Annotated in this window: 32 protein-coding genes, 1 other RNA gene and 1 pseudogene; 28 read left to right on the forward strand and 6 right to left on the reverse strand. The window is 30.9% G+C overall.

Going from position 1 to position 24336, the window contains the following annotated elements; all coding sequences use genetic code 11:
• Positions 1-17 precede the first annotated feature (17 nt).
• Both FNIIJ_RS00100 and rnpB read left to right on the forward strand, forming a co-directional pair.
• Positions 18-233, forward strand: a complete 216-nt coding sequence (locus FNIIJ_RS00100; RefSeq protein WP_038436043.1) for a hypothetical protein — start codon at positions 18-20, stop codon at positions 231-233.
• A gap of 894 nt (positions 234-1127) precedes the next feature.
• Positions 1128-1447, forward strand: an RNA gene (rnpB, locus tag FNIIJ_RS01595) — RNase P RNA component class A.
• A 572-nt stretch (positions 1448-2019) separates the two neighbouring features.
• Here rnpB and FNIIJ_RS00105 read toward each other — a convergent pair.
• The gene (locus FNIIJ_RS00105) at positions 2020-3594 is read right to left on the reverse strand and encodes an ABC-F family ATP-binding cassette domain-containing protein (RefSeq protein ID WP_051673228.1); all 1575 of its coding nucleotides are present in this window, start codon (positions 3592-3594) and stop codon (positions 2020-2022) included.
• Between the two features lie 59 nt (positions 3595-3653).
• Here FNIIJ_RS00105 and smpB point away from each other — a divergent pair, with 59 nt between their 5' ends.
• Complete coding sequence (gene smpB, locus FNIIJ_RS00110) at positions 3654-4100, forward strand: SsrA-binding protein SmpB (RefSeq protein ID WP_038436044.1); 447 nt, start codon at positions 3654-3656, stop codon at positions 4098-4100.
• 6 nt (positions 4101-4106) lie between these two features.
• On the opposite strand, the gene tatC is transcribed toward smpB, so the two are convergent.
• The 4 genes from tatC to rpmB form a co-directional block, all read right to left on the reverse strand.
• Positions 4107-4901 carry a twin-arginine translocase subunit TatC gene (gene tatC, locus FNIIJ_RS00115; RefSeq protein ID WP_038436045.1) on the reverse strand — a complete coding sequence of 265 codons (795 nt, stop codon included), beginning with the start codon at positions 4899-4901 and terminating at the stop codon, positions 4107-4109.
• Between the two features lie 217 nt (positions 4902-5118).
• Positions 5119-5277 carry a DUF4295 family protein gene (locus FNIIJ_RS01605; protein WP_076690894.1) on the reverse strand — a complete coding sequence of 53 codons (159 nt, stop codon included), beginning with the start codon at positions 5275-5277 and terminating at the stop codon, positions 5119-5121.
• A gap of 1 nt (position 5278) precedes the next feature.
• Positions 5279-5461, reverse strand: a complete 183-nt coding sequence (gene rpmG / locus FNIIJ_RS00120; RefSeq protein WP_038436046.1) for a 50S ribosomal protein L33 — start codon at positions 5459-5461, stop codon at positions 5279-5281.
• Positions 5462-5469: 8 nt separating this feature from the next.
• On the reverse strand, positions 5470-5706 hold the full coding sequence (gene rpmB, locus FNIIJ_RS00125) for a 50S ribosomal protein L28 (RefSeq protein ID WP_038436047.1): 237 nt from the start codon (positions 5704-5706) through the stop codon (positions 5470-5472).
• A 71-nt stretch (positions 5707-5777) separates the two neighbouring features.
• Between rpmB and FNIIJ_RS00130 the strand changes: the two genes are divergently transcribed.
• Together FNIIJ_RS00130 and ftsH are read left to right on the forward strand one after the other, a co-directional pair.
• Positions 5778-7397: a YidC/Oxa1 family insertase periplasmic-domain containing protein gene (locus FNIIJ_RS00130; protein WP_038436048.1), complete on the forward strand. Its 1620-nt coding sequence runs from the start codon at positions 5778-5780 to the stop codon at positions 7395-7397.
• A gap of 25 nt (positions 7398-7422) precedes the next feature.
• A complete protein-coding gene (ftsH, locus tag FNIIJ_RS00135; RefSeq protein ID WP_081823208.1) occupies positions 7423-9357 on the forward strand; it encodes an ATP-dependent zinc metalloprotease FtsH in 1935 nt (644 codons plus the stop codon).
• A gap of 5 nt (positions 9358-9362) precedes the next feature.
• Here ftsH and dnaK read toward each other — a convergent pair whose 3' ends face one another.
• A complete protein-coding gene (dnaK, locus tag FNIIJ_RS00140) occupies positions 9363-11252 on the reverse strand; it encodes a molecular chaperone DnaK (protein ID WP_038436049.1) in 1890 nt (629 codons plus the stop codon).
• Between the two features lie 202 nt (positions 11253-11454).
• Between dnaK and rplM the strand changes: the two genes are divergently transcribed.
• The 23 genes and pseudogenes from rplM to rpsH all read left to right on the forward strand — a co-directional run bounded on the left by rplM (position 11455) and on the right by rpsH (position 24331).
• On the forward strand, positions 11455-11901 hold the full coding sequence (gene rplM / locus FNIIJ_RS00145) for a 50S ribosomal protein L13 (RefSeq protein ID WP_038436050.1): 447 nt from the start codon (positions 11455-11457) through the stop codon (positions 11899-11901).
• A gap of 6 nt (positions 11902-11907) precedes the next feature.
• A complete protein-coding gene (gene rpsI, locus FNIIJ_RS00150) occupies positions 11908-12294 on the forward strand; it encodes a 30S ribosomal protein S9 (protein ID WP_038436051.1) in 387 nt (128 codons plus the stop codon).
• A gap of 32 nt (positions 12295-12326) precedes the next feature.
• Positions 12327-13043, forward strand: coding sequence for a 30S ribosomal protein S2 (gene rpsB, locus FNIIJ_RS00155; protein ID WP_038436052.1), 717 nt, complete (start codon positions 12327-12329; stop codon positions 13041-13043).
• The gene (gene tsf, locus FNIIJ_RS00160) at positions 13036-13857 is read left to right on the forward strand and encodes a translation elongation factor Ts (protein WP_038436053.1); all 822 of its coding nucleotides are present in this window, start codon (positions 13036-13038) and stop codon (positions 13855-13857) included. Before rpsB ends, tsf begins: the two co-directional genes overlap by 8 nt.
• A gap of 69 nt (positions 13858-13926) precedes the next feature.
• Positions 13927-14550, forward strand: a pseudogene (locus tag FNIIJ_RS00165) (M24 family metallopeptidase).
• Between the two features lie 67 nt (positions 14551-14617).
• Positions 14618-15013 (forward strand): 30S ribosomal protein S12, encoded by a 396-nt coding sequence (gene rpsL / locus FNIIJ_RS00170; protein WP_038436054.1) that lies wholly within the window; start codon positions 14618-14620, stop codon positions 15011-15013.
• 3 nt (positions 15014-15016) lie between these two features.
• On the forward strand, positions 15017-15493 hold the full coding sequence (gene rpsG / locus FNIIJ_RS00175; RefSeq protein ID WP_038436055.1) for a 30S ribosomal protein S7: 477 nt from the start codon (positions 15017-15019) through the stop codon (positions 15491-15493).
• A complete protein-coding gene (fusA, locus tag FNIIJ_RS00180) occupies positions 15493-17595 on the forward strand; it encodes an elongation factor G (RefSeq protein WP_038436056.1) in 2103 nt (700 codons plus the stop codon). Before rpsG ends, fusA begins: the two co-directional genes overlap by 1 nt.
• Positions 17585-17890 carry a 30S ribosomal protein S10 gene (rpsJ, locus tag FNIIJ_RS00185; protein ID WP_038436057.1) on the forward strand — a complete coding sequence of 102 codons (306 nt, stop codon included), beginning with the start codon at positions 17585-17587 and terminating at the stop codon, positions 17888-17890. Before fusA ends, rpsJ begins: the two co-directional genes overlap by 11 nt.
• A gap of 6 nt (positions 17891-17896) precedes the next feature.
• On the forward strand, positions 17897-18523 hold the full coding sequence (gene rplC, locus FNIIJ_RS00190; protein ID WP_038436058.1) for a 50S ribosomal protein L3: 627 nt from the start codon (positions 17897-17899) through the stop codon (positions 18521-18523).
• On the forward strand, positions 18514-19149 hold the full coding sequence (gene rplD / locus FNIIJ_RS00195; RefSeq protein WP_038436059.1) for a 50S ribosomal protein L4: 636 nt from the start codon (positions 18514-18516) through the stop codon (positions 19147-19149). The genes rplC and rplD overlap by 10 nt, the downstream gene beginning before the upstream one ends.
• A gap of 2 nt (positions 19150-19151) precedes the next feature.
• The gene (locus FNIIJ_RS00200) at positions 19152-19424 is read left to right on the forward strand and encodes a 50S ribosomal protein L23 (RefSeq protein ID WP_038436060.1); all 273 of its coding nucleotides are present in this window, start codon (positions 19152-19154) and stop codon (positions 19422-19424) included.
• A 2-nt stretch (positions 19425-19426) separates the two neighbouring features.
• Positions 19427-20245: a 50S ribosomal protein L2 gene (gene rplB, locus FNIIJ_RS00205; RefSeq protein ID WP_038436061.1), complete on the forward strand. Its 819-nt coding sequence runs from the start codon at positions 19427-19429 to the stop codon at positions 20243-20245.
• A 3-nt stretch (positions 20246-20248) separates the two neighbouring features.
• Positions 20249-20530 (forward strand): 30S ribosomal protein S19, encoded by a 282-nt coding sequence (rpsS, locus tag FNIIJ_RS00210; protein WP_038436062.1) that lies wholly within the window; start codon positions 20249-20251, stop codon positions 20528-20530.
• 11 nt (positions 20531-20541) lie between these two features.
• Entirely contained in the window at positions 20542-20928 is a 387-nt protein-coding gene (gene rplV / locus FNIIJ_RS00215; RefSeq protein WP_038436063.1) for a 50S ribosomal protein L22, read from the forward strand.
• On the forward strand, positions 20928-21629 hold the full coding sequence (rpsC, locus tag FNIIJ_RS00220) for a 30S ribosomal protein S3 (RefSeq protein WP_038436064.1): 702 nt from the start codon (positions 20928-20930) through the stop codon (positions 21627-21629). Before rplV ends, rpsC begins: the two co-directional genes overlap by 1 nt.
• Positions 21616-22038 (forward strand): 50S ribosomal protein L16, encoded by a 423-nt coding sequence (gene rplP / locus FNIIJ_RS00225; RefSeq protein WP_038436065.1) that lies wholly within the window; start codon positions 21616-21618, stop codon positions 22036-22038. Before rpsC ends, rplP begins: the two co-directional genes overlap by 14 nt.
• Positions 22039-22145: 107 nt before the next feature.
• On the forward strand, positions 22146-22400 hold the full coding sequence (rpsQ, locus tag FNIIJ_RS00230) for a 30S ribosomal protein S17 (RefSeq protein WP_038436066.1): 255 nt from the start codon (positions 22146-22148) through the stop codon (positions 22398-22400).
• A gap of 7 nt (positions 22401-22407) precedes the next feature.
• Complete coding sequence (rplN, locus tag FNIIJ_RS00235) at positions 22408-22779, forward strand: 50S ribosomal protein L14 (protein WP_038436067.1); 372 nt, start codon at positions 22408-22410, stop codon at positions 22777-22779.
• A gap of 3 nt (positions 22780-22782) precedes the next feature.
• Positions 22783-23094: a 50S ribosomal protein L24 gene (gene rplX / locus FNIIJ_RS00240; protein WP_038436068.1), complete on the forward strand. Its 312-nt coding sequence runs from the start codon at positions 22783-22785 to the stop codon at positions 23092-23094.
• Positions 23091-23639 carry a 50S ribosomal protein L5 gene (gene rplE, locus FNIIJ_RS00245; protein ID WP_038436069.1) on the forward strand — a complete coding sequence of 183 codons (549 nt, stop codon included), beginning with the start codon at positions 23091-23093 and terminating at the stop codon, positions 23637-23639. The genes rplX and rplE overlap by 4 nt, the downstream gene beginning before the upstream one ends.
• Before the next feature lie 6 nt (positions 23640-23645).
• A complete protein-coding gene (gene rpsN / locus FNIIJ_RS00250) occupies positions 23646-23915 on the forward strand; it encodes a 30S ribosomal protein S14 (RefSeq protein WP_038436070.1) in 270 nt (89 codons plus the stop codon).
• Between the two features lie 17 nt (positions 23916-23932).
• Positions 23933-24331 (forward strand): 30S ribosomal protein S8, encoded by a 399-nt coding sequence (gene rpsH / locus FNIIJ_RS00255; RefSeq protein WP_038436071.1) that lies wholly within the window; start codon positions 23933-23935, stop codon positions 24329-24331.
• Positions 24332-24336: the final 5 nt, after the last annotated feature.

The raw sequence follows: 24336 nt of genomic DNA on the forward strand, positions 1-24336 counted from the left end.
TATTAGGCAGTGCTGCTATGGATCTCGTTCCTGAGGATAAGGAGGCTATAAATGGTATATTTCGTCATTCCACTCTTAACGAGGCCTATAAATATATCTTGGTTCCTCGTTATAAAGGTTTCCTACATATGAAAGATATTGTAAATTATCCTAACGCTTGGGATATAGTGAAAGCAGGAGTAGACGTTATTACTTTGTATTCTTCCCATGGTCATCCTAATAAAGAAAAGTAGGTAGACCACCAGCTATTCTAAGCTTACGGAGTAATTAAATTTTCTAAATGCTGGGTTGCAGGATGCGAAAATGAGTTTTGCAAGCAGATGATCTTTTTAAAATTAAGACAATGGGTAGAAGCTCTGTCGGCTATAGCTGCCAATAGAAATGTGTACCCGTAGTTAGGAATTTGTTGAGAATAATGCATTTAAACAATTATATGACGTTTAAGTGAAGAATATTTTCTATAATGTACCAACAAAAAGAAATCTACACTAGTCGAATTTCATCATATACTCGATGAATTTGACAGCGCTATCACATCCAAGAGTTATTTTTCGGTTGGATCAACCAGTTCTCTGAAAGAAAGAATGAAAGAAAGAAAGAAAGAATGAATGAATGAATGAATTATTTTCGTATAAAGTTTTTCTGCATGGGAGCAAAACCGTCTCATGCAAAGAAGTATCGATTCAAAATTATTATTTCCATAAAGCGCTGGATTAGATGCTTTTGAAGGCGTGATTCCAAAACGTTACAAAATACCTTTGCAACTCCAAAAAAGCATTGCTCCTGTTACTTACACTTTTTTTAATAAAGAAATTTAGAATCAAATCTTAGTTTTTCAATGACATAAAAAATTATAATAATTGATCAAGAACGAATATTGGACGGAGAAAAAAAAATAATTAGCCAAAAACTATTATTTACAATCCATTTCTGGAGTAACATATTGTTGCAAGAAATTCTAGATCACGTGCTATAGCATGATCTATCAAACAGATAAAGAAATGAGACATTTTGTTAAGAAACTTTTTTTCTATCGCTTTTTTACTAGGTACAGGAAGCAGCTAATAAAGGGTGGACGAAAAATAATGTTCGTTCGATATTCCTTGATGAAGATCCATTGGTTATTTTAAGTTGGTCGCTTTATCGCGTTTTACGCGTTTTATTAAATGAGGAAAGTCCGTACATCAGAGAGCAACACAAATGGGTAATTCCCTTCCCCTGCAAAGTGAGGACTAGTGCAACAGAAAGAAAGTACAGTTTGGCTGTAGTGAAATCAGGGAAACTCTGTGCGATGAAATGCCGTGTATACCGACGTTAAAGATCTGCTCGATTGTAGTTGGGGGGTAGGCAGTTTGAGATAGATGGGAACATTTATCCGAGATAAATGATAAAGGTTCCTCTAAAAAAAAGGGGTATACAGAATACGGCTTACAGGCCAACTTTTTCATAAATTCCATGGGTTTCACAAAATCTATCATTTACTGTTAGGCTACGAGATCAACCCAGAAGTTCTTCATCAGAGAATTTTAGCTGCTTCTAAAGATTCCCAAACTAAATGTCCTGTTTATAAAAATTTGGTACGGAGATAAACAGGTCCTTTGTGTTTAGGCTATGTAGCGGCATCTGTTTGATTATAGTCACAAGTATTAATTACTTGACGATATCTTCAAGACTTTGATCTTACTCCAAGAGTAAGACCTGCAGCACATATTTGATACCCGTGCAGGAGAAAAAAATGTTAGAGAGTCCAGCATAAAAGAATCGCTTGGATCAGCGATTTGATTCAAGGACAATACCATGTATTTATTACAATACAGACCTGTTTCTATCTGACCTTGCTTCTGGTTATAATCTATAGTAGCTTATCTCCGTGACCAGCAGCATACCTTGTACTAAAGAACCTGATGCTACTCGTATTACAGGGAACCCTTCATGAGTACTTGGACGCCAATGAAAGATCTTCACCCAGGAGCTCCTAAGGAGGATGTACGCAGACGGACTCTTGGTTAAAATTATAACTTATTTTAAATATTCCATTGGGAATTCAACTATACCACGGGGTTCTATTTTAACAATGCGATTGCAAACAGTTTGAATTAATTCTTGATCTTTTGAAGTAATCAAAATAGTACCTTTAAAACTTTTTAAAGAATTGTTAAGCGAGGTTATAGACTCAAGATCTAAATGGTTGGTAGGTTCATAAAACATCAAGACATTAGCTTTAAGTAGCATCATTTTAGAAAACATGCAACGCATCTTCTCACCTCCTGAAAGAACATGGGTTTTTTTTAGTGTTTCATCTCCGCTGAAAAGCATTTTTCCTAAAAATCCTCGGATATATTCCTCACAATTTTCTTCTTCCTTTTCTACATATTGTCGAAGCCAGTCAATCATATTAAGATTATTTTGAAAAAATTCTTCGTAACTACTAGGAAGATATGCTTGTTTTGTGGTAATTCCCCATGAAAAATTTCCACTTTCAGGACGAAGTTTTCCTGCGAGGGTTTTATAAAGAATAGATGGAGCTTTGCTATTATCCGAAAGAATAGCAATTTTATCTCCACGATTCACCTTTACTGATAGGTTTTGAAAAATAATATTCCCTTCAAAAGATTGAGAGAGATTTTTTATCTCTAATATTTTATTTCCAGCTTCACGTTCTTGTTCAAAAATGATAGCAGGATATTTTCTTGATGAAGGTTTAATTTCATTGAAATTGAGTTTATCTAGCATTTTCTTTCGTGCAGTTGCTTGTCTAGCTTTAGCTACATTCGAACTGAATCTTTGGATAAATTCTTGTAATTCTTTACGTTTTTCTTCAGTTTTTTTATTATGTTGCATTTGTTGTTGAATAGCAAGCTGACTCGCTTGATACCAAAATGTATAATTTCCAGTAAATAACTTAATTTGGCCAAAATCCAAATCGCAAATATGAGTACATACTGAATCTAGAAAGTGACGATCATGAGAAACTACAATAACAGTATTTTCATAGTTAGACAAAAAATCTTCGAACCAATTAATAGTATCAACATCAAGATCGTTAGTAGGTTCATCCAATATTAGAATATCAGGATTCCCAAAAATAGCTTGAGCCAATAAGACACGGACTTTATCTTTTCCATTAAGATGTTTTACTTTTTTAAGATGTTCTTCTTCTTTGACACCTAAGCTGGAGAGTAAATTAGCGGCATCGGATTCTGTGTTCCATCCTCCCATTTCCTCGTATAACAATCCTAATTCTCCTGCTTTAATTCCATCTTTTTCGGAAAAATTATCTTTCTTATAAAGAAAATCCATTTCCTGTTTAATGTCATAAAGTTTTTTATTACCTATGATCACTGTTTCTAGGACTGTGTAATTATCAAAAACGGAGTGGTCTTGTTTCAATACCGACAACCGTTTTCCAGGTTCAATGTGAATTTTTCCGGAGGTGTAATCTTGTTCACCAGAAAGAATTTTTAAAAAAGTAGATTTTCCTGCACCATTTGCTCCTATAATTCCATAGCAATTTCCTTTAGTAAATTTAATATTTACCTCTTCAAAAAGGATTTTGTTTCCAAATTGTAAAGAAAGATTTGATACTGTAAGCATTACTAAACAAGGATTTTTTTTATAAAAGCTGTTTACAAAGTTATTGAATAAATTTTGTGATGAAAACAAAAATTGAAAATAGAAAATATCGGGTTGAATACGAGATTTTAGATGAATATACGTCTGGAATACAGTTATTAGGAACAGAAATAAAATCAATTAGACGGAATAATGTTTCTATTTCTGAGAGTTTCTGTCAAATGAAAAATAAAGAGCTTTACGTTATAAATATGTATATTTCAAAATACGAATGGGGCACACATATTAATCATGATGTTAGAAGAGAGAGAAAGCTTCTCTTAAAGAGATCAGAGTTAAAAAAACTTGAACGGAAACTAAAGGAGTCTAATTTAACTATAATACCTAAAAGACTTTTTATCAACGATAAAGGACGTGCTAAGCTTAAAATTTGTTTAGCAAAAGGAAGAAAATATTATGATAAACGCAATATTATCATGAAAAGAGAAATGGGGAGACGGAGGGCTATTGCTTTAAAATATAGATGATCTTATTCAATTTGAAAATATTATAGAGGTATATATACTTATTTCATACAGTAAAATTAAAGGTATGGTAGCAATAAACATGCTTATTATATCTGAAGGAGTGATAGCAGATGCTATCACTAGCATAATTAAAAAAGCGTGTTTTCTGTATGTTTTCAAAAATGTTGGAGTAATTAGACCGATTTGGGTTAAAAAAAATACCAATAATGGAAATAAAAAAATACATCCCATAAAAAAAGTAGTATCTATTACAATAGAAATATAATTTGACATATCAAAAATGTTTTCAGGTAAATAACTTAGACGAAAGCTATGGCTAAATTGTATAGTAAGAGGACACAAAATAAAATAGCCAAAAAGAATACCACATAAAAATAAAACTAAAGCAGACAATATAATTCCTTGAGAATAATTTCTTTCTTGTTCCGAAAGTCCAGGACGGATAAAACTCCAAATTTCATAAAAAATATAAGGAAGAGCTAGGATGATTCCCCCGATAAAACTTACCCATAAATAAGTATTAAATTGTCCTAAAAGTTTAGTGTTTTGGATCTGGAGATTCAGAGATAAAATCATTGGATTATTTTTATGAATAACCCGGACAATTTTATTGAATAGACGATAACTAATAAAATTAGCTCTAGCTGGAGCAAATAAAATATAATCAAAAACAATTTTTTTGTTTATTATAACCAAAGCAAAACCAACAATGATGCTTAGTAAAGCTCTAAAAACATGTTTTCGTAATTCTTCAAGATGTTCCATAAATGGCATCTTTTCGTTAGAAGAAAAATATTCCATGAGACGGTCAGTTGGGAGAATTATTTCCGGAGTGGGCTTTAGAACTGGATTAGGGTACATTAAATAAAAAAAAGACGGCGTTTGGAAGTCTTCAATACCTTCACCTACCTACTTTTTATAATCGACAAAGGAATTTTGGATCTATAAATGGCTGTCTTAAGAGTAGCCTGCTACTAGGAGACCCCCGGATTGACATTCATTGACTTTTGTAACCCTCTCATTTAGTGGAAAAAAAATCATTTATTTTATTATCTGGAACTATTTTTTCTTCAAAAACATAAGTTCTTGATTTGATTGACTTTATCATACGTATAACTTTTGTCATTTTTTTAGATCCATTATTTTGGAACCCCGGGGGTTTTTTTGTTTTTGCCATTTTATTTAATTTCTTTATGAATAGTGTATTTTCTTAGAATAGAGTTATATTTTCTTAATTCTATTCTATTAGGCGTATTTTTTTTATTTTTGGTACTAAAATAACGAGATATCCCTTTTTTTCCACTTTTCTTATGTTCAGTACACTCCAGAATTATTTGTATTCTATTTCCTTTTTTTCCCATTTTTGATTTTATTTTATTAGTCTTTTTTTCCTCGAACGTTTCAGTGCCTCTTCAATTCCTATAGTATTCACAGTTCTAATTCCAGCTGCAGAGATTTTTAACAAAATCCATCTATTTTCTTTAGGAAGAAAGAATCTTTTTTTTATCAGATTAATATTAAAACGACGTTTAATTTTATTATTAGCATGAGAAACTTTGTTCCCTATTAGAACTTTTTTCCCGGTTATTTGACAAATTTTTGACATTTGAAAGAGGTTTTTTATTTCGGATTATTTAAATAACAGCTGCATAAGCTTTTTAATGAATAAATTCCATTATGCAAGATCAAAAAATAGATTATTATTTACTTATAGGGACTATAATTTCAATCTTAATAGTCTTTTTTTGTTTAAAAAAGCCTTTCAATGAAATTGGGTCGAAAAATATACAGTTATCAAATAATATTAATAAAACTATTTTATTCTCTCCCAAGAAATATGGGGAAACGATTTTAGAAAATGATCTTATTAGGGTAAAAATATCTAATCTTGGTGGGAATATTAGTGAGATCTTTCTAAAGAAGTATAAGACTTATAACGATAAAATCTTACGTTTAGTAAAGACGAAAAGTTTCACTTTTGGTCTAAATCTTATAACTCTTTCGGGAAAAAAAGTTGATAGTAATGATTGGTTATTTACCCCTAATCTGCAAGAAACTCCCTATCAATACATCTTAACTATGAAAACAATTTTTCCTCCCGGAGGTGAATTAAATTATATTTATTCATTACCGAAAGAAAAATCATATGAGGTAAATTTTTCCATTACTAGTCGAGGTCTTTGTTCTTTCGCAATAAATAATGCTATTTTTTTTAATTGTAAACAGAAATTAATTGGGTTGGAAAAAAATTACAGTTATGAAAATAATTATGCACAAATGTGTTATTCTTATGGAAAGAATAAAAAAATAAAATCTTTAAGTGAAATAAGACCAGATCAAAATATAGTAAAAAAAATAAATTGGATAGCTAATAAACAACAATTTTTTACAACTATATTTTTTCCTAAAAATACTTTTCAAACAACGAAAATTCAATCAAAAAGACTTACATCACCATTTTATATTAAATGGGGTTCTATGTTTTCTCCATTAGAATTAGTTGATAATGAACTTAATTGGAAGGCAAAGTGGGATTTTGTTCCATTAAAGTATAATCTTCTTAAGAAGTATGGGGATAATTTTGAAGATATTATCCCATTTGGGTGGAGGATTTTTAGATCTATTAATAAAAACTTTTTTTTAAAACTTTTACAATTTTTAGAAAAAACAAAGTTGAATTATGGAGTAATTATTATATTAATGACTATTATAGTCAAACTTATATTATTCCCCATTACTTATTGGCAATGTAAATTCATTGCTATAATGAAAATGAGACGTTCTGATATAGAAGAACTGAATGAAAAACTGAAAGATGCAGATCCTTTCCAAAAGCAACAAGCTACTATAGAATTTTATAAACAAATAGGAATAAATCCAATGTCTGTATTTTTCCCAGCAATTTTCCAAATACCAATTTTTTATGCACTGTTTAAATTTTTTCCAAATATTATTAATCTTCGAGGAAAATCATTTCTTTGGGCTTATGATTTAACTTATTACGATTCAGTATTTCATCTTCCTTTGACTATACCGATTTATGGAAATCATGTTAGTTTATTTACTTTATTTTATATATTTGCGTTTATATTGTATACAAAGTTTAGTCATATAAATAATTACGGAAATAATAATCGGCTTCTGAAATATTTCATGCCAATAATAATGCTTTTATTTATTAATAATTATGCTTCCGGACTTTCATTATATTATTTTATATCAAATATTTTGAATCTTATTATTCTGTTTCTAATTAAGAAAAAAAAAATAACAAAATATATATTGCGTAATAATTAGGCGTAATAATTAAGGGAATAATATTATGAATCAAAACAATAAACCCAATAAACCCAATAAACCCAATAAACCCAATAAACCCAATAAACCCAATAAACCCAATAAACTTAATAACCCCAATAACCCCACAGATTTGTTTTTTATATCATGTTTCCTGATTATTTTGGGAATATTTATTTTTCAATCTTTTGTCTTTAAAAGACAACAGATTTCTCAAGATTTTTTTTTTCAAATCCTTTCTGAAAAAAGAGTTCATAAAATAATTATAACAAATCACTCTAAAGCCAGAATATGGGTTTATAAAACAAATATAAAAAATATAAAAAATCAAAAAGATCTTTTATATCCGTATTTTGATCATTATGAATTAACTATAAATAATTTTACTTTTTTTTCTCAAAAGATTGAAGAATATAAATATCTCTATAAATTAAATCTCATTCTTCTTTCAACGAATCAAAACGAATCTAATTTGAGCAAAACTGTCATTGAATCCGGATTATTTTTTTTCCTCTTTGTCATATTCTGGGGATTCATATTATCTCGTCTAAACGGAGGTTATGGAAAACATATATTTAATATTGGAAAGTCTAAAGCTAAACTTTTTGACGAAACCGATAATGTTAAAATTACTTTCCGAGACGTCGCTGGGTTGGAAGGAGCAAAGGAAGAAATCCAAGAAATTGTTGACTTTCTAAAAAATCCGAATAAATATACTAATTTAGGTGGGAAAATTCCTAAAGGTGCGCTATTAGTGGGACCTCCAGGAACTGGTAAAACTCTTTTAGCTAAAGCTGTTGCCGGAGAAGCTAAAGTCCCGTTCTTTTCTCTTTCGGGATCTGATTTCGTAGAAATGTTTGTTGGAGTAGGTGCTTCTCGCGTCAGAGATCTTTTTAACCAAGCTAAGGAAAAATCTCCTTCCATTATTTTTATTGATGAAATCGATGCTATAGGACGTTCTAGGGTAACAAATAATATTAATGGAGCTAATGAAGAACGTGAAAATACCCTGAATCAGCTACTAACGGAAATGGATGGTTTTGATACCAATACTAATGTTATAGTGATGTCAGCCACCAACCGTTCAGAGATTCTTGATCAGGCACTTTTACGTCCTGGACGTTTTGATAGGACTATTTTTATAGATCTTCCAGAACTAAATGAAAGAAAAGAAATTTTTTTAGTACATATTCAAAAATTAAAAATTGCAGCAGATATAGATATTGAATTTTTATCTCGTCAAACTTCTGGGTTTAGTGGTGCTGATATAGCGAATATATGTAATGAATCTGCTATTATAGCAGCTAGGAAAAACAAATCAAAAATAGAATATCAAGATTTTTTAAGTGCTATAGATAGAATTATTGGAGGATTTGAAAAGAAAAATAAAGTAATAAAGTTAGCAGAAAAAGAAAGAATAGCTTATCATGAAGCTGGGCATGCTGCTATTAGTTGGTTAATTGAACATGCGGCTCCTCTGGTAAAAGTTACTATTGTTCCTAGGGGAAAATCTTTAGGAGCCGCTTGGTATCTTCCAGAAGAACGTCAATTAACTACTTTTGAACAGATGCAAGATGAAATTTGTGCCATGTTAGGAGGACGGGCAGCTGAACAAGTAATATTGAAAACGATTTCGACAGGTGCTTTAAACGATTTAGAACGTGTAACTAAACAAGCACAATCTATGGTAACAATTTTTGGATTAAATAAACGTATTGGGAATATTTCTTATTATGACTCTACAGTTCAAACCGAATATGCAAAACCCTATAGTGAAAATACTGCCAGAATTATTGATGAAGAAATTTCTAAAATTATTGAAGAACAATATCAACGGGCATATAAATTATTAGCTAATAATCGTGTCAAACTTCAACAATTAGCTCAGAAATTACTTGAGAAAGAAGTGATCTTTAAAGAAGATCTTGAGGAAATTTTTGGAAACAGACCTTTTCCATAAAAAATTTATTTAACTTCTTCAAAATCTACATCTTGAACATTTTCATTTTGACTCTTAGTATTAGATGCGTAAGTATTTTTTACGCTATTTTTTTTAGCAGTATACAATTCTTGTGAAATACTGGTCCAAATCTCGGTTAAAATTTTTGTCGTCCTGTCTATTTCAGAGAAATTTTTTGAAGCACGAGCATTTTTCAGCTGTTGTAAAATCTCTTCGATTTTTTTCTTATTCTCTTTTGAGAATTTGTTTTCGGATTCTTTAATCTGTTTTTCAGTTTGAAAAATTAATCCATCCGTAGCATTTAACTTATCAATTTCTTCTTTATATTTTCTGTCTTTATCAGCATTTTCTTGGGCTTCTCGTTTCATTTTTTCAATTTCTTCTTGACTTAATCCTGAAGAAGCTTCAATCCGAATTGATTGTTCTCTATTAGTACCTTTATCTTTAGCTGAAACGTTTAAAATCCCATTGGCATCAATATCAAAAGTTACTTCGATTTGAGGTATTCCTCTAGGAGCTGGTGGTATATTAATTAAATCGAAACGGCCAATTTCTTTATTATCTTTGAAAAGAGATCGTTCACCTTGTCCTACTCGAATAGTTACAGCTGGTTGATTGTCAGAAGCCGTAGAAAATGTTTCTGATTTTTTTGTTGGGATAGTTGTATTAGATTCTATTAATTTAGTAAATATTCCCCCTAAAGTTTCTATACCTAAAGAAAGTGGGGTAACATCCAGTAGAAGCACATCTTTAATATCTCCAACAAGAACTCCACCTTGAATAGCTGCGCCTATAGCTACAACTTCGTCAGGATTAACACCTTTTGAAGGTTTTTTTCCAAATAATTTTTCTACTGAAGCTTGAATTTTTGGAATTCGTGTAGAACCACCTACTAAAATGACTTCATCAATATCTTTAATTGCATCTAATCCAGCGGATTCTAATGCTTTTTTGCAAGGTTCCATTGAACGACGAATAAGACCATCTGAAAGTTGTTCAAATTGAGCTCTAGTAATAGTTTGGACTAAATGTTTTGGTCCAGAAGAAGTAGCGGTAATATAAGGTAAATTAATTTCAGTTTTTAGTCCTGAGGAAAGTTCTATTTTTGCTTTTTCAGCTGCTTCTTTTAAACGTTGATGAGCCATAGGATCTTGTCGAAGGTCAATACCTTCTTGAGATTGGAAACTCTTTACCAAGAAATTAATAATAATATCGTCAAAATCATCTCCTCCTAAATTGGTATCCCCATTTGTAGAAAGTACTTCAAATACGCCATCACCTAATTCTAGAATAGAAATATCGAAAGTACCTCCTCCTAAATCATATACTGCGATTTTTTTATCATGTTTCTTTTTATCTAAGCCGTAAGCTAATGCTGCTGCAGTAGGTTCATTAATTATGCGTTCTACTTTCAATCCTGCAATTTCTCCAGATTCTTTAGTAGCTTGTCTTTGTGAATCATTAAAATATGCAGGGACCGTGATAACGGCACGAGTCACTTTCTGTCCAAGATAATCTTCAGCAGTTTTCTTCATTTTTTGTAAAATCATTGCTGAAATTTCTTGTGGAGTATAAATTTTTTTATCTATATCGACTCTTGGAGTATTATTAGGACCTTGTATAACCTTATATGGCACCCGATTTATTTCAGTAGAAATCTCCGAAAATTTTGTTCCCATAAACCGTTTTATTGAAAAAATCGTTTTTTTAGAATTAGTAACAGCTTGTCTTTTAGCTGGATCTCCTATTTTTATTTCTCCTTCTTCAACAAAGGCTACCATAGATGGAGTAGTTCTTTTTCCTTCAGAATTAGGAATTACTATAGGATCATTACCTTCCATTACAGCAACACAGGAATTGGTTGTTCCTAAATCGATACCAATAATTTTATTCATTTTGGAAAATTTTTAAAAATAGAAAACAAGCATTGTGCCATTAATTTGGGTTTTATCTTATTGTGTGTTTATTTGAGAATGTCATTCTCAATGACTTTATGTCATTTATCATATTTTGGTGTTTAATTTTGTTAATTAAAACGAAAATGCTATATATACTCATGCTTTTCTTTGTAAACAATGATTTTATTTTTAATATACTGTGGACAGTTTAAGCTTTAAAACAAATTCCGGCTCAAAATATTATCTAAGCAAACGTTGGTTACTTATTGATGCAACAGATCAAAGTTTAGGAAGACTTGCTTCGACTATTGCTAAAATAATAATAGGAAAACATAAAATTATTTTTACACCTCACATAAATTGTGGTGACCATATTATCGTGATTAATGCTGAAAAAATCAGTTTAAAAGGGAATAATTGGAAAAATAGAAAATACATCAGTTATACTGGTTACCCTGGGGGGAAAAAATGTATAAGCGTTTTTGAACAATTCAATAAAAATCCGATTGTGATTTTAGAAAAAGCTGTTAAAGGAATGTTACCTAAAACTAGGTTAGGGAATCAACTTTATAAAAACTTACATGTTTATGTAGGTAAAAACCATAAACATGTGTCTCAAACACCTATAGTATTGAATATTAATTAATTTGATATGGAAGTTTTACATATAATAGGAAGAAGAAAAACTTCAATAGCTCGGTTGTATTTATCCCCAGGATGTGGTCAAATAGTTATTAATCAAAGAAATTATAAAAAATATTTTCCACAAAAGTTATTAATATATAAAATTTTACACCCGTTTTCACTTACTAATAATATAGATAAATTCGATTTAAAAATTCGTGTTTTAGGAGGAGGTCTAAACGGACAGGCTGAAGCTATTCAGTTGGCTATTTCTCGTGCTCTTTGTAAGATCAATTCAGAAAATAGAAGAATTTTAAAACCTTTAGGATTACTGACACGTGATCCACGTGGGGTAGAACGTAAAAAATTTGGAAGAAAAAAAGCTAGAAAGAAATCACAGTTCTCAAAACGTTAATTTTTTTATTATTTTAAATAAATAAATGTAGAATGTCGAAATCGAAAATAAATATAAAAGAATTATTATCTACTGATGTCCATTTTGGACATTCTTCACGGAAATGGTGTGCTCATATGAGTCCATATATCTACATGAAACAAAATGGAATTTATCTTATAGATCTTTATAAAACTATAGAAAAGTTACAGGAAGCTTGTAAAGCTATACAGAATATTGTTTATTCAGGTAAAAAAATACTCTTTGTAGCCACAAAAAAACAAGCTAAAGACATAGTCTCAGAAGTTTCGAGAAAGCATAATATGCCTTATATTACAGAACGTTGGTTAGGAGGTTTACTGACAAATTTTAGAACTATTCGTAAAACAGTTAAAAAACTTAATCTTATTGACAAAAAAAAGAAAAGTGGGGCTTACGAATCTCTTTCAAAAAAAGAATTATTAATGATAAATCGGTCTCAAAAAAAGCTTGAAAAATATATAGGATCTATATCAGGAATGACGCGATTACCATTTGCCATTTTTATTATAGATATCTCTCGAGAAAAAATTGCTCTTAAAGAAGCTAAGAAACTTAATATTACCACGTTTGCTATGGTAGATACTGATTCGAATCCAAAATTAGTAGATTATTTTATTCCTTCTAATGATGATTCTTCAAAATCTATATCAATTATTTTAAAATATATAAGTGAAGCTATAGCTATAGGAATTTCTTCGAGACAAAAAGAACGAGAAAACAATGTATAGAATAACTGCTAATCAAATAAAGAATCTTAGGAAAAAAACTGGTTCTGGAATAATGGATTGCAAAAAAGCGCTTATAGAATCTAAGGGAGATTTTCAAAAAGCTATTGAAATCTTACGAATAAATGGAAAACAAATTGCTCTGAGTCTTTCTCATCGCGAGACTAATGAAGGAGTTCTTATTGCAAAAGTAAATAGAGAAGAAACACAAGGAGTAATTATCGGATTAAGTTGTGAAACTGATTTCGTAGCCCAAAATAGTGATTTTATTCAATTAGCTAATAAATTTGCAGAAATAGCGATTTCATGTATAAATAAAGATGATTTATTAAATAAATTTATAGGTAATCTTCCGATTAAGGAAAAACTTATAGAACAAACTGGGGTAATAGGAGAAAAAATTGATTTATGTTTTTTTGAAAAACTGTCAGCTTCTTTTGTATCTTTTTATGTTCATAATGGTAATAAAATAGCTAGTTTAGTAGGATTATCATCTGCCCCTAAAGGCGTTCAAGAAGTAGCTAAAAATTTAGCTATGCAAGTAGCAGCTATGAATCCCATAGCTTTAAATAAAAAAAAGTTATCTCCTGAGATCCTTCATAAAGAAAAAGAAATTGCAAAAGAACAATCAAGAAAAGAAGGAAAACCTGAAAATATGATAGAAAAAATTTCTCAAGGAAAATTAAATAAATTTTTGGCTGAAAATTTACTTCTGGACCAAAAATTTATAAAAAATAATAAATTATCTGTAATAGAATATGTAAAAAAATTTAATTCTAATATTCAAATTACTGATTATAAAAGATTATCTTTTTAAGGTGGTAAAATCTTATTTTGTCCTTATAACGGGATCCTGTAAAAGCTCTAATCCTTACTCTTCCTCCTAATGTTGTCCCATGAACTCTCTCTAATTAAAGAAAGTGCTCAATTGGTTTCCAAAACATTAGGAATGTTAACTTCAGAAATCCAACCAGAGGAATTTATTCGGGATCATGGCGGTATTCCAGCTTTTCTAGGACTTTATAATTTTCCCAATACATTATGCTCCAAATGAACAAATAGTTCATGGGATTCCCAATAAAAAACCTTTATCTGAAGGAGATATTGTGTCTATAGATTGTGGGGTCCTAATGAATGGATATTATGGGTATCATGCTTATACTTTTGCAGTAGGTGAAATATCTGAAGACCGAAAAAAACTCATAGAGGTTACTAAAAATTCTCTATCCCGTGGGATATATTCTTGTCGAATAGGGAATAGGACAGGAGAAATTGGATATGCCGAAAAAATCTACATGATCTGGGAAAAAATTATTAGAAGGAATGGTCCTAGCTATTGAACCTCAGATAATTAAAAAAGATGTACCGCAGATAATAAGCCTTCAGTTCATTTTGAACATAATGTAGCCTAAATGGAAACCCAATTTTACTTTCTACATATAAATTTATATATCAAACGCTTAATATTCATTCTGATGAAGAGGAACCTTTTATTATTAAGGACTATTAAACGGATTCTGCTCTAACTCTAGAATCAGTATCAATTATGAATTGATTTTTAAAATAAAAAAAATATTATGCCAACAATCCAACAGTTAATAAGAAAGAAAAGAGAAATTTTTAAGAAAAAAAGCAAATCTCCGGCTTTAAATTCTTGTCCTCAACGGAGAGGAGTCTGTATACGAGTTTATACTACTACTCCTAAAAAACCTAATTCGGCAATGCGGAAAGTGGCTAGAGTCCGTTTAACTAATGGAAAAGAGGTTAATGCCTATATTCCTGGCGAGGGTCATAATTTACAAGAACACTCTATCGTTTTAGTTCGTGGTGGAAGAGTTAAAGATTTGCCTGGTGTACGTTATCATATATTACGAGGTGCTATAGATACTGCTGGAGTCAAAGATAGAAAACAAGCACGTAGTAAATATGGAACTAAATCTGACAAAAATGAATTGAATCTTAAAAAGAAATAAAAGATGAAAAAAGGAAACCTGAAAAAAAGATCTTTATTACCTGATCCAAAATTTAACGACCCTTTAGTTAGTCGTTTTGTTAATAATTTAATGAAAAATGGGAAGAAAAATCTCGCATATAATATATTTTATGGTGCGATGAAAATTGTAAAAGAACGGAATGAAAATAAAGATAAAAATGAGCTCGAAATTTGGAAACAAGCACTGACCAATATTATGCCTCATGTAGAAGTTAGGAGTAGGAGAGTAGGAGGATCTACTTTTCAGATTCCGAGACAAATTAGTCCATATAGAAAAATATCAATAGCTATGAAATGGCTTATCTGTTACTCACGAAAAAGAAATGAAAAAAGTATGTCTGATAATCTTGCAGCAGAAATTATTGCCGCATCTAAGGAAGAAGGATTAGCCGTAAAGAAACGTATTGATACTCATAAAATGGCCGAATCTAATAAAGCTTTCTCACATTTTAGGTTCTAATGAAAGATCTTAAATTTACTAGGAATATAGGTATAGCAGCACATATAGACGCGGGAAAAACTACTACGACAGAACGTATACTTTTTTATACTGGGATCAACCATAAAATAGGTGAAGTCCATGATGGGGCTTCTACTATGGATTGGATGGCTCAAGAACAAGAGAGAGGTATTACTATTACTTCAGCTGCTACGAGATGTGAATGGAAATATTGTAATAATAAATATGATATAAATCTTATAGATACACCAGGTCACGTGGATTTTACCGTAGAAGTAGAACGTTCCTTAAGAGTCTTAGATGGAATGGTTACTATTTTTAGTGCGGTAGATGGAGTAGAACCACAATCAGAAACTGTATGGCGTCAAGCAGAAAAATATAAAGTACCAAGAATAGGTTTCGTCAATAAGATGGATAGACGAGGTGCAGATTTTTTCAATGTTTGTTCTCAGGTAAAAAAAATATTAGGTGGGAATCCTTTGCCTCTGCAAGTTCCTATAGGTAGCGAAGAAAGTTTTAAAGGTGTTGTGGATCTGATTTCTAATAAAGCTATAATCTGGAGTGAAGATGATTATGGGATGACTTATAAAAATATCCCTATTCCCAACAATCTTGAAAAAATAGTAGCTGACTATCGTGGAAAACTTATTGAAGCTATCGCGGAATACGATGATATTTTGATGGACAAATTTTTTGAAAATCCTAATTCGATTTCAGAAAATGAGTTGATTGAAGATTTGAGAAAAGCTACTATTCAAATGAAGATTGTTCCTATGCTTTGTGGATCATCATTTAAAAATAAAGGGGTCCAGTCTATTTTAGATGCTGTTTGTCAATATCTTCCATCTCCTTTAGATGTGGAACATATTATAGGAAATAATCTTAAAACAAAATCACCAGAAAAAATAATCCCATCTGATAATGAACCATTTACAGCTTTAGCTTTTAAAATTTCTACTGATCCTTTTGTAGGGAAGTTAGCTTTTTTTCGGGTCTATTCTGGAAAGCTTGATGCAGGTTCTTATGTTTTAAATACTCGTTCCAATAATAGAGAACGTATTTCTCGTCTATATCAAATGCATGCTAATAAACAAAACCCGATTAATAGTATTAAATCAGGAGATATTGGAGCTGCTGTCGGATTTAAAGATATAAAAACTGGAGATACTCTTTGTGATGAGAATAGGCCGATCCTTTTGGAAAGTATATCTTTTCCTGATCCAGTAATCGGGTTTTCCATAGAACCTAAATATAAAAATGATATTGATAAAATGAGTTTTGCTCTTTCCAGACTAGTTGAAGAAGATCCGACTCTTCAAGTTAGGATAGATAATTCCAGTGGACAAACGATTTTATCAGGAATGGGAGAGCTTCATTTAGAAATCATTATTGATAGGATGAAAAGGGAATTTCAAGTAGAAGTCAATCAAGGAAAACCTCAAGTCGAGTACAAAGAATCATTTACTACAGAATATCAACATAGAGAGGTTTATAAAAAACAAACTGGAGGGAGGGGGAAATTTGCTGATATTATATTTAAAATTGGTCCTACTAATAAGAATTCGTTCGAATTTGTTAATTCTGTAAAAGGAGGAAATATTCCTAAGGAGTTTATTCCATCTATAGAAAAAGGTTTTAAAGAAGCTATGAAAACAGGTCCTTTAGCAGGTTATGAAATAGATGCGATGAAAATAACTTTAATAGATGGAACGTATCATACTGTTGATTCTGATCAATTATCATTTGAACTAGCAGCTAAGATAGGTTTTAAAGAAGCTGCAAAAAAAGCAAATCCAGTTCTATTAGAACCTATTATGAAAATTGAAATAGTTACTTCAGAAGAAAATCTGGGAAATATAGTAAGTGATTTAAACCGACGTCGTGGTATTTTGCAAGGTGTAGATGATCGGAACAATTCTAAAATAATTAGAGCACAGGTTCCTTTAACTGAAATGTTTGGATATGTAACTACTTTACGAACACTTTCATCAGGAAGAGCTACTTCTTCAATGGAATTTTCTCATTACGAATCTGCTCCTAAAAACGTTGCTGAATCTATTATTTTTAGGGTAAAAGGAGATCCTCATAAAAATGAATCATAAAATTAGAATCAAATTAAAATCTTACGATCAGAATTTAGTAGATAAATCTGCGGAAAAAATAGTCAAATCTGTGAAACCAACAGGGGCTTTTGTTAACGGACCCATATGTTTGCCAACACAAAAAAAAATTTTTACTATTTTACGTTCCCCACATGTTAATAAAAAGTCGAGGGATCAGTACGAATTACGTATTCATAAAAGATTATTAGATATTTATAGTCTTTCTTCTAAAACTATAGATGTGCTAATGAAACTCGAAATTCCTAGTGGTGTAGAAATTGAAATAAAAGGATAATTTATTATGTCATGTCTTATCGGAAAAAAAATTGGAATGACGAGTCTTTTTGATGAAGATGGAAAACATGTTTCTTGCACTGTTATTCAGGCAGGGCCATGTTCAGTTATACAAATTAAAACCTTTGAAAAAGATGGTTATTCATCTGTACAACTAGGTTTCGATAATCAACTAGAAAAAAATGTCTCGAAACCTCTGTATGGTCATTTTAAAAAAGCTGGAGTGTATCCGAAAAAAAAGATTCTGGAATTTTCTGGCGAATTTGTGAATCATATAAAATTAGGTGATGAAATCAGGATCAATTTATTCTCAGAAGGAGAATTTGTCGATGTCACAGGTTTATCTAAAGGTCGTGGGTTTCAGGGTGTAGTCAAGAGACATCATTTTTCTGGAGTTGGAGAACGAACTCATGGTCAACATAATAGGTTAAGATCTCCAGGTTCTATTGGAGCAGGATCTGATCCTTCTAGAGTATTTAAAGGAACAAAAATGGGAGGTCGAATGGGATATAAAAATGTTACTGTTAAAAATCTTAAAGTCCTAAAAATAGTTCTTGAACGGAATCTGATTGTTTTAAAAGGGTCTGTTCCTGGTAATAACAATACATATCTAGCAATTAAAAAATGGAAATAGCCGTCTTAAATATTAAAGGAGAATCTACCGGTCGTAATATTTTATTAGATCCCTCTCTTTTTAAGATAGATTATAATGATCATTTAATATATTTTGATCTTAAAAGATATTTAGCTTCACAACGTCAAGGAACAAATCAAACTAAGGAGAGGAGCAAATTATCAGGAAGCACTAGAAAACTTCATCGTCAAAAAGGGACAGGTAGTTCAAGAAAGGGAGATATTCATAATCCAATATTTCGTGGTGGGGCTAGAGTCTTTGGACCTCGTCCAAGATCGTTTCATCAAAAATTGAATAAACTTGCCAAAAGTTTAGTTAAAAAATCTATACTTAGTCAAAAAGTCAAAGATAATGCTATTAAAGTCGTAGAAGATTTTTCTTTTGAAAAGCCTAATACGAAAAAATTTTTAAGTCTATTACGTTCTTTTAAATTAGAAAATAAAAAAATACTCTTTGTATTAAAAACCCCAGATAAAAAATTATATCTTTCGGCAAGAAATTTACAAGGAAAAAAAATTATAACTGTTAACGAAATAAATAGCTATGATTTACTGAATTCAGTGAAATTAATTTGTTTCGAAAGTGCTTTTTGTAAAATTCAGGAAAATTTAAAAAAAGTAATATAAACATGGATTTGTTAAAGCCAATTCTTACTGAAAAAACTAGTGCTGCTGTTAAGTTGCACAATGTTTACGTTTTTTTAGTAAATATCCGTCATAATAAATCTGATATAAAAAAAATAATTGAAAATAGATATTCTGTATCTGTAAAAAATGTCCGGATTATAGTGTGTGCACCTAAACGGTTTAAATCTAAAAAAATTAAAAAAGCTCTCGTAGAATTTAAAAAAGGACAATCGATAGATTTTTCTAATCTCGATTGTTATCATAATATTCAGTAATTATGTCAGTGAAAAAATTAAAACCTATAACACCTGGACAGAGATTTAGAATTGTAAATAGTTTTAAGGAAATTACTAAAACTATTCCTTGCAAAATTTTAACTAAAGGAAAATCTTCTTCTGGAGGTAGAAATAATACTGGAAAAATGACTGTCCGTTATATTGGAAAGGGTCATAAAAGAAAATATCGAATTATCGATTTCAAAAGAGATAAAAGAGAGATATTTGCCGTAGTGAAATCTATAGAATATGATCCTAATCGTTCAGCGTTTATCTCTCTTCTTCATTATTACGATGGAGAAAAGCGGTATATTATTGCCCAAAATGGACTTAAAGTTGGACAGAAAATTATTTCTGGAAAATCAGTACTTCCTGAAATAGGAAATGCTACTTTTTTAAGTGAGATACCGTTAGGGACGATTATTTCTTGTATTGAAGTGAAACCAGGGAAAGGGGCCAAAATTGCTCGGAGTGCTGGTTCTTATGCGCAAATATCTGATAGAGATAATAAATATGCTATAATTAAACTACCTTCAGGTAAAACAAAGATCCTATTGGCTACTTGTATGGCTACTATAGGTTCAGTATCAAATTCAGATCATCAATTAGAAATATCTGGGAAGGCTGGAAGGAACCGTTGGTTAGGAAGAAGGCCTAGGACCAGAGCAGTTGCTATGAATCCTGTAGATCATGCTATGGGGGGTGGTGAAGGGAAAGCATCCGGGGGTCATCCCAGAAGCAGGAAAGGGATTCTTTCTAAGGGATATAAGACAACCAGAAAGGTAGATAGAATTTCTAACAAATATATTAAAAGGAAATAAATTATGACACGTTCCTTAAAAAAAGGTCCATTTATCCACTATAAATTATATAAAAAGGTTACAAAAAGGTCTCATTCGATTAAAAATAAAAAACCCGTTATAAAAACTTGGTCTCGAAATTCTGTTATTTCTCCAGATTTTGTTGGAAAAATTATAGCCGTTCATAATGGAAAACAATTTATACCAGTATCTATTACAGAAAATATGGTAGGTCACAAACTAGGAGAATTCTCTCCAACACGGATTTTTAGTGGACATGCTGGGGCTAAGAAAAAAAGAAAATAAATTTTAGCATTATGGGATCAAGAAAAAGAATAAGTGCTATATCTAAAATCCGTACCGTTTTTGCATGTTTAAATAACGTCCCTATTTCAGCTCGAAAAATGAGACTAATAGCTAATTTAATCCGTAATCTTTCAACCCAGAAGGCCCTAGAAGTAGTTAAATTTAATAAAAAACATGCCTCTATTTATTTTGAAAAGCTGATTCTTTCTGCTATGGCTAACTGGATAAATAATAACCCATCTCTTGGGAAAGAGCAATTATATATTAGTAGAATCTATGTAGATAGTGCTCATATGCTCAAAAGAGTTCGTGCTGCTCCTCAGGGTAGAGGTCATAAAATTAGAAAAAGATATAACCATGTCAGTATTTTTTTGGATCGTAAAAATAATGGAGAATAATGGGACAAAAAACAAATCCGATAGCTAATCGACTAGGTATTATAAGAGGTTGGGATTCTAACTGGTATGGAGGAAAAAATTACAAAAATAGAATCAAAGAAGATTACCATATCCGTCAATATATTGAAGCACACTTTTCAAAGTCTAGTATATCTCATATTTATATAGAAAGTACTTTAAAAATGATCATTCTTACTATTACTTCATCTCGTCCAGGTATTATTATTGGAAAAGGAGGAAAAGAAATAGATAAACTAAAAGAGTCATTAAAAAAAATGACTGAGAAAGATGTTAATATTAATATATATGATATCCGTAATTCTTCTTTGGATGCTCGGTTGGTCGCCAAAAATTTATCCCAACAAATTTCCAATCGAATTTCCTATAAGAAGGCTATAAAGGTAGCTATTTATGATGCTAAACGTCTGGATGTTGAAGGGATCAAAATACAGATATCTGGGAGGTTAAATGGTGCAGAAATGTCCAGAACTGAATCTTATAAAGAGGGTCGGATTCCTCTTTCTACCCTTCGTGCTTACATAGATTATGCTATAGATTTTGCTCAGACTTCTTATGGAATAATTGGAATAAAAGTTTGGATTATGAAAGGAGAAATTTATGAAAAAAAAACAGATCTATCTCCATTAATAGGATTGAAAAAACAACAAAGACCCAAATCAAAAAAATATGTTACAACCTAAAATAACAAAATATAGAAAACAACAGAAAGGTCGCATAAAAGGAAAATCGAGTCGAAATTGTACCCTTTCTTTTGGAATTTTCGGGTTAAAAACATTAGAGTCAAGTTTGATAACAGACCGTCAGATAGAAGCTTCTAGGATAGCAGCTACTCGGTATATGAAAAGAGAAGGAAGATTATGGATTAATATTTTTCCTGATAAACCAATAACTAGGAAACCTCAAGAAGTTAGAATGGGGAAAGGAAAAGGTTCAGTAGAATTTTGGGCAGTGCCTGTAAAATCAGGTTGTATTTTATTGGAAATTAGTGAAGTCACATTATTAATAGCTAGAGAAGCTTTACGGTTGGCAGCAACAAAGTTACCAGTAAAGACTAAATTTATAGTCGCCAATAATTTTGATGTATTATAAGAATGAAAGCATCTGAAATAAGAAATGAGGAAAAAAATTTTAATAATCAAATTAAGAATTACTAGAAAAATTAGAGCTAGGAGGAAAAAAAAGACAGAAAATTTGTTATGAAAAGGAATTTAAGAAAAGAAAAAATAGGAGTTGTTATTAGTAATAAAATGAATAAAACTATTATTGTCAAAGAAATCAGACGTGTAAAACATCCTTCTTATAGAAAAGCTATATCTAGGATAAAAAAATATGCAGCACATGACGAATATAATATTTGCAATGAGGGAGATCTTGTTCAATTAATGGAAACACGTCCACTTAGTAAAAGTAAGCGTTGGAGATTGGTTAGAATAATAGAAGAAGTCAAATAGTTATTAGATGTTACAGCAAGAATCCATCCTGAAAGTTGTCGATAATACAGGGGTGAAAGAGGTATTACTTATTCGTATACTTGGTGGTACTAAAAAGCGGTATGCCTCGATAGGAGATAGGATCGTAGTATCTTTTAAAAAAGTTATTTATTCAGGTGAGATAAAAAAAGGGCTGGTCTCTAAAGCTGTAGTTGTCCGTACAAAAAAACCAGTTCGTCGAGAAGACGGTTCTTATATTTCATTTGATGATAATGCTTGTGTCCTTCTCAATACTTCAGGAGAAATTAGAGGTACTCGTATTTTTGGACCTATTCCTCGTGAACTCCGTTCACATAATAAATATATGAAAATTATATCATTAGCATCTGAAGTTCTTTAGATTATGAAATCAAAAATAAAAAAAGGAGATAAAATCATAGTTTTAAGCGGAAATTATAAAGGGGTTAAAGGAAGAGTAATAGCTGTTTTTCCTCAAAACAAAACCGCTATTGTAAAAGGTGTTAATCTTATAAAACAACATATTAAACCCCATGATCACAATACCAAAGGGGAGATTATTAAAAGAGAATCTCCTATATCTTTATCAAAGATTTCTGTAGTTGATCCAGATAGCGGAAAACCTACCCGTATTGGATTTCATCTAAAAGATGGAAAGAAGTTTCGGATAGCTAAGCGTTCTGGAAAAATATTATGATGTATTTCCCTAGAATAAAAAGTTTATATAAAAAGAAAACTTCTCTGATAATGGAAGAATTCAAATATTCTTCGCCTATGCAAGTTCCGAGACTTCAAAAAATTATTCTTAGCCAAGGAATAGGAGATGCGGTATCTGATAAAAAACTTATAAAGTATGCTATTGAAGAAATGAGTGCTATTGCTGGTCAAAAAGCAGTCCCTTGTCTATCAAGAAAAGATGAATCCGGTTTTAAACTCCGTAAGGGAATTCCAGTGGGAATTAAGGTAACTCTTAGAAGAGATAGAATGTTTGAATTTTTAGATCGGTTAATCACTGTCGCTCTTCCTAGAGTCCGAGATTTTAATGGAATTAATTTTAAAAGTTTCGATGGTCACGGGAACTACAATCTGGGTATATCAGAACAAATTATATTTCCAGAAATTTCGATAGAAAAAATTAAAAAAATTTCAGGAATGGATATTACTTTTGTTACCTCAGCTAAAAGTGATGAAGAGGCGTTTTCATTACTAAGATATCTTGGATTGCCTTTTAAAAAAAAATAAATAAAAATGGCTAAAAAATCTCTTCAATCTAGAGAACGTAATAGATTAAAATTATATCAAAAATATGCTGAAAAACGGAATCAGCTAAAAAAATCTGGGAATTATGAGGGTTTGCAAAAACTTCCAAGAAATTCTTCTAGAGTTAGATTGCATAATCGTTGTGAATTTACAGGACGGCCTAAAGGATACATGCGTTTATTTGGAGTATCTCGGATTTTTTTTAGAGAACTTGTAAATATGGGTTTAATTCCAGGTATAAAAAAATCTAGTTGGTAATTAAAAAAACATAAAATATGTACACAGATCCTATAGCAGATTTTTTAACACGAATTCGGAATGCTTTAAATGCTGAACATAGGATAGTGGAAATTCCTTCTTCAAAATTAAAAAAAGAGATCACAAAAATATTATTTGATCAAGGATTAATATTAAGTTATAAATTTGAAGAAAATTCCACTAAGAAAAATATTAAAATTGCTTTAAAATATGACCGGAAAACACGAAAACCAGTAATTAAGTCTATTAAGCGTTTAAGCAAACCAGGATTAAGAAAATACAGTTCATCTACTAATTTACCCCGTGTATTAAATGGGTTAGGAATTGCAATAATTTCGACCTCTAAAGGCGTCATGACAGATAAACAGGCTAGAGCAAAACATGTTGGAGGAGAAGTTATATGTCATGTATATTAAAAATG

The sequence above is a fragment of the Candidatus Walczuchella monophlebidarum genome, assembly GCF_000709555.1.
GTDB classification, from domain to species: Bacteria; Bacteroidota; Bacteroidia; order Flavobacteriales; family Blattabacteriaceae; genus Walczuchella; species Walczuchella monophlebidarum.

Coding starts and splice junctions, on each gene's coding strand:
- rpsH (WP_038436071.1), top strand. CDS start 23,933: ATGTACACAGATCCTATAGCAGATTTTTTAACACGAATTCGGAATGCT.
- rpsL (WP_038436054.1), top strand. CDS start 14,618: ATGCCAACAATCCAACAGTTAATAAGAAAGAAAAGAGAAATTTTTAAG.
- rplP (WP_038436065.1), top strand. CDS start 21,616: ATGTTACAACCTAAAATAACAAAATATAGAAAACAACAGAAAGGTCGC.
- rplX (WP_038436068.1), top strand. CDS start 22,783: ATGAAATCAAAAATAAAAAAAGGAGATAAAATCATAGTTTTAAGCGGA.
- rpsJ (WP_038436057.1), top strand. CDS start 17,585: ATGAATCATAAAATTAGAATCAAATTAAAATCTTACGATCAGAATTTA.
- rpsB (WP_038436052.1), top strand. CDS start 12,327: ATGTCGAAATCGAAAATAAATATAAAAGAATTATTATCTACTGATGTC.
- FNIIJ_RS00130 (WP_038436048.1), top strand. CDS start 5,778: ATGCAAGATCAAAAAATAGATTATTATTTACTTATAGGGACTATAATT.
- rplV (WP_038436063.1), top strand. CDS start 20,542: ATGGGATCAAGAAAAAGAATAAGTGCTATATCTAAAATCCGTACCGTT.
- FNIIJ_RS01605 (WP_076690894.1), bottom strand. CDS start 5,277: ATGGCAAAAACAAAAAAACCCCCGGGGTTCCAAAATAATGGATCTAAA.
- rplN (WP_038436067.1), top strand. CDS start 22,408: ATGTTACAGCAAGAATCCATCCTGAAAGTTGTCGATAATACAGGGGTG.
- rpsQ (WP_038436066.1), top strand. CDS start 22,146: ATGAAAAGGAATTTAAGAAAAGAAAAAATAGGAGTTGTTATTAGTAAT.
- FNIIJ_RS00105 (WP_051673228.1), bottom strand. CDS start 3,594: ATGCTTACAGTATCAAATCTTTCTTTACAATTTGGAAACAAAATCCTT.
- rplE (WP_038436069.1), top strand. CDS start 23,091: ATGATGTATTTCCCTAGAATAAAAAGTTTATATAAAAAGAAAACTTCT.
- rplC (WP_038436058.1), top strand. CDS start 17,897: ATGTCATGTCTTATCGGAAAAAAAATTGGAATGACGAGTCTTTTTGAT.
- tatC (WP_038436045.1), bottom strand. CDS start 4,901: ATGGAATATTTTTCTTCTAACGAAAAGATGCCATTTATGGAACATCTT.
- fusA (WP_038436056.1), top strand. CDS start 15,493: ATGAAAGATCTTAAATTTACTAGGAATATAGGTATAGCAGCACATATA.
- rplB (WP_038436061.1), top strand. CDS start 19,427: ATGTCAGTGAAAAAATTAAAACCTATAACACCTGGACAGAGATTTAGA.
- FNIIJ_RS00100 (WP_038436043.1), top strand. CDS start 18: ATGGATCTCGTTCCTGAGGATAAGGAGGCTATAAATGGTATATTTCGT.
- rpsG (WP_038436055.1), top strand. CDS start 15,017: ATGAAAAAAGGAAACCTGAAAAAAAGATCTTTATTACCTGATCCAAAA.
- tsf (WP_038436053.1), top strand. CDS start 13,036: ATGTATAGAATAACTGCTAATCAAATAAAGAATCTTAGGAAAAAAACT.
- rpsI (WP_038436051.1), top strand. CDS start 11,908: ATGGAAGTTTTACATATAATAGGAAGAAGAAAAACTTCAATAGCTCGG.
- FNIIJ_RS00200 (WP_038436060.1), top strand. CDS start 19,152: ATGGATTTGTTAAAGCCAATTCTTACTGAAAAAACTAGTGCTGCTGTT.
- rpmB (WP_038436047.1), bottom strand. CDS start 5,706: ATGTCAAAAATTTGTCAAATAACCGGGAAAAAAGTTCTAATAGGGAAC.
- rpsN (WP_038436070.1), top strand. CDS start 23,646: ATGGCTAAAAAATCTCTTCAATCTAGAGAACGTAATAGATTAAAATTA.
- rpsC (WP_038436064.1), top strand. CDS start 20,928: ATGGGACAAAAAACAAATCCGATAGCTAATCGACTAGGTATTATAAGA.
- dnaK (WP_038436049.1), bottom strand. CDS start 11,252: ATGAATAAAATTATTGGTATCGATTTAGGAACAACCAATTCCTGTGTT.
- ftsH (WP_081823208.1), top strand. CDS start 7,423: ATGAATCAAAACAATAAACCCAATAAACCCAATAAACCCAATAAACCC.
- rpmG (WP_038436046.1), bottom strand. CDS start 5,461: ATGGGAAAAAAAGGAAATAGAATACAAATAATTCTGGAGTGTACTGAA.
- rplD (WP_038436059.1), top strand. CDS start 18,514: ATGGAAATAGCCGTCTTAAATATTAAAGGAGAATCTACCGGTCGTAAT.
- rpsS (WP_038436062.1), top strand. CDS start 20,249: ATGACACGTTCCTTAAAAAAAGGTCCATTTATCCACTATAAATTATAT.
- smpB (WP_038436044.1), top strand. CDS start 3,654: ATGAAAACAAAAATTGAAAATAGAAAATATCGGGTTGAATACGAGATT.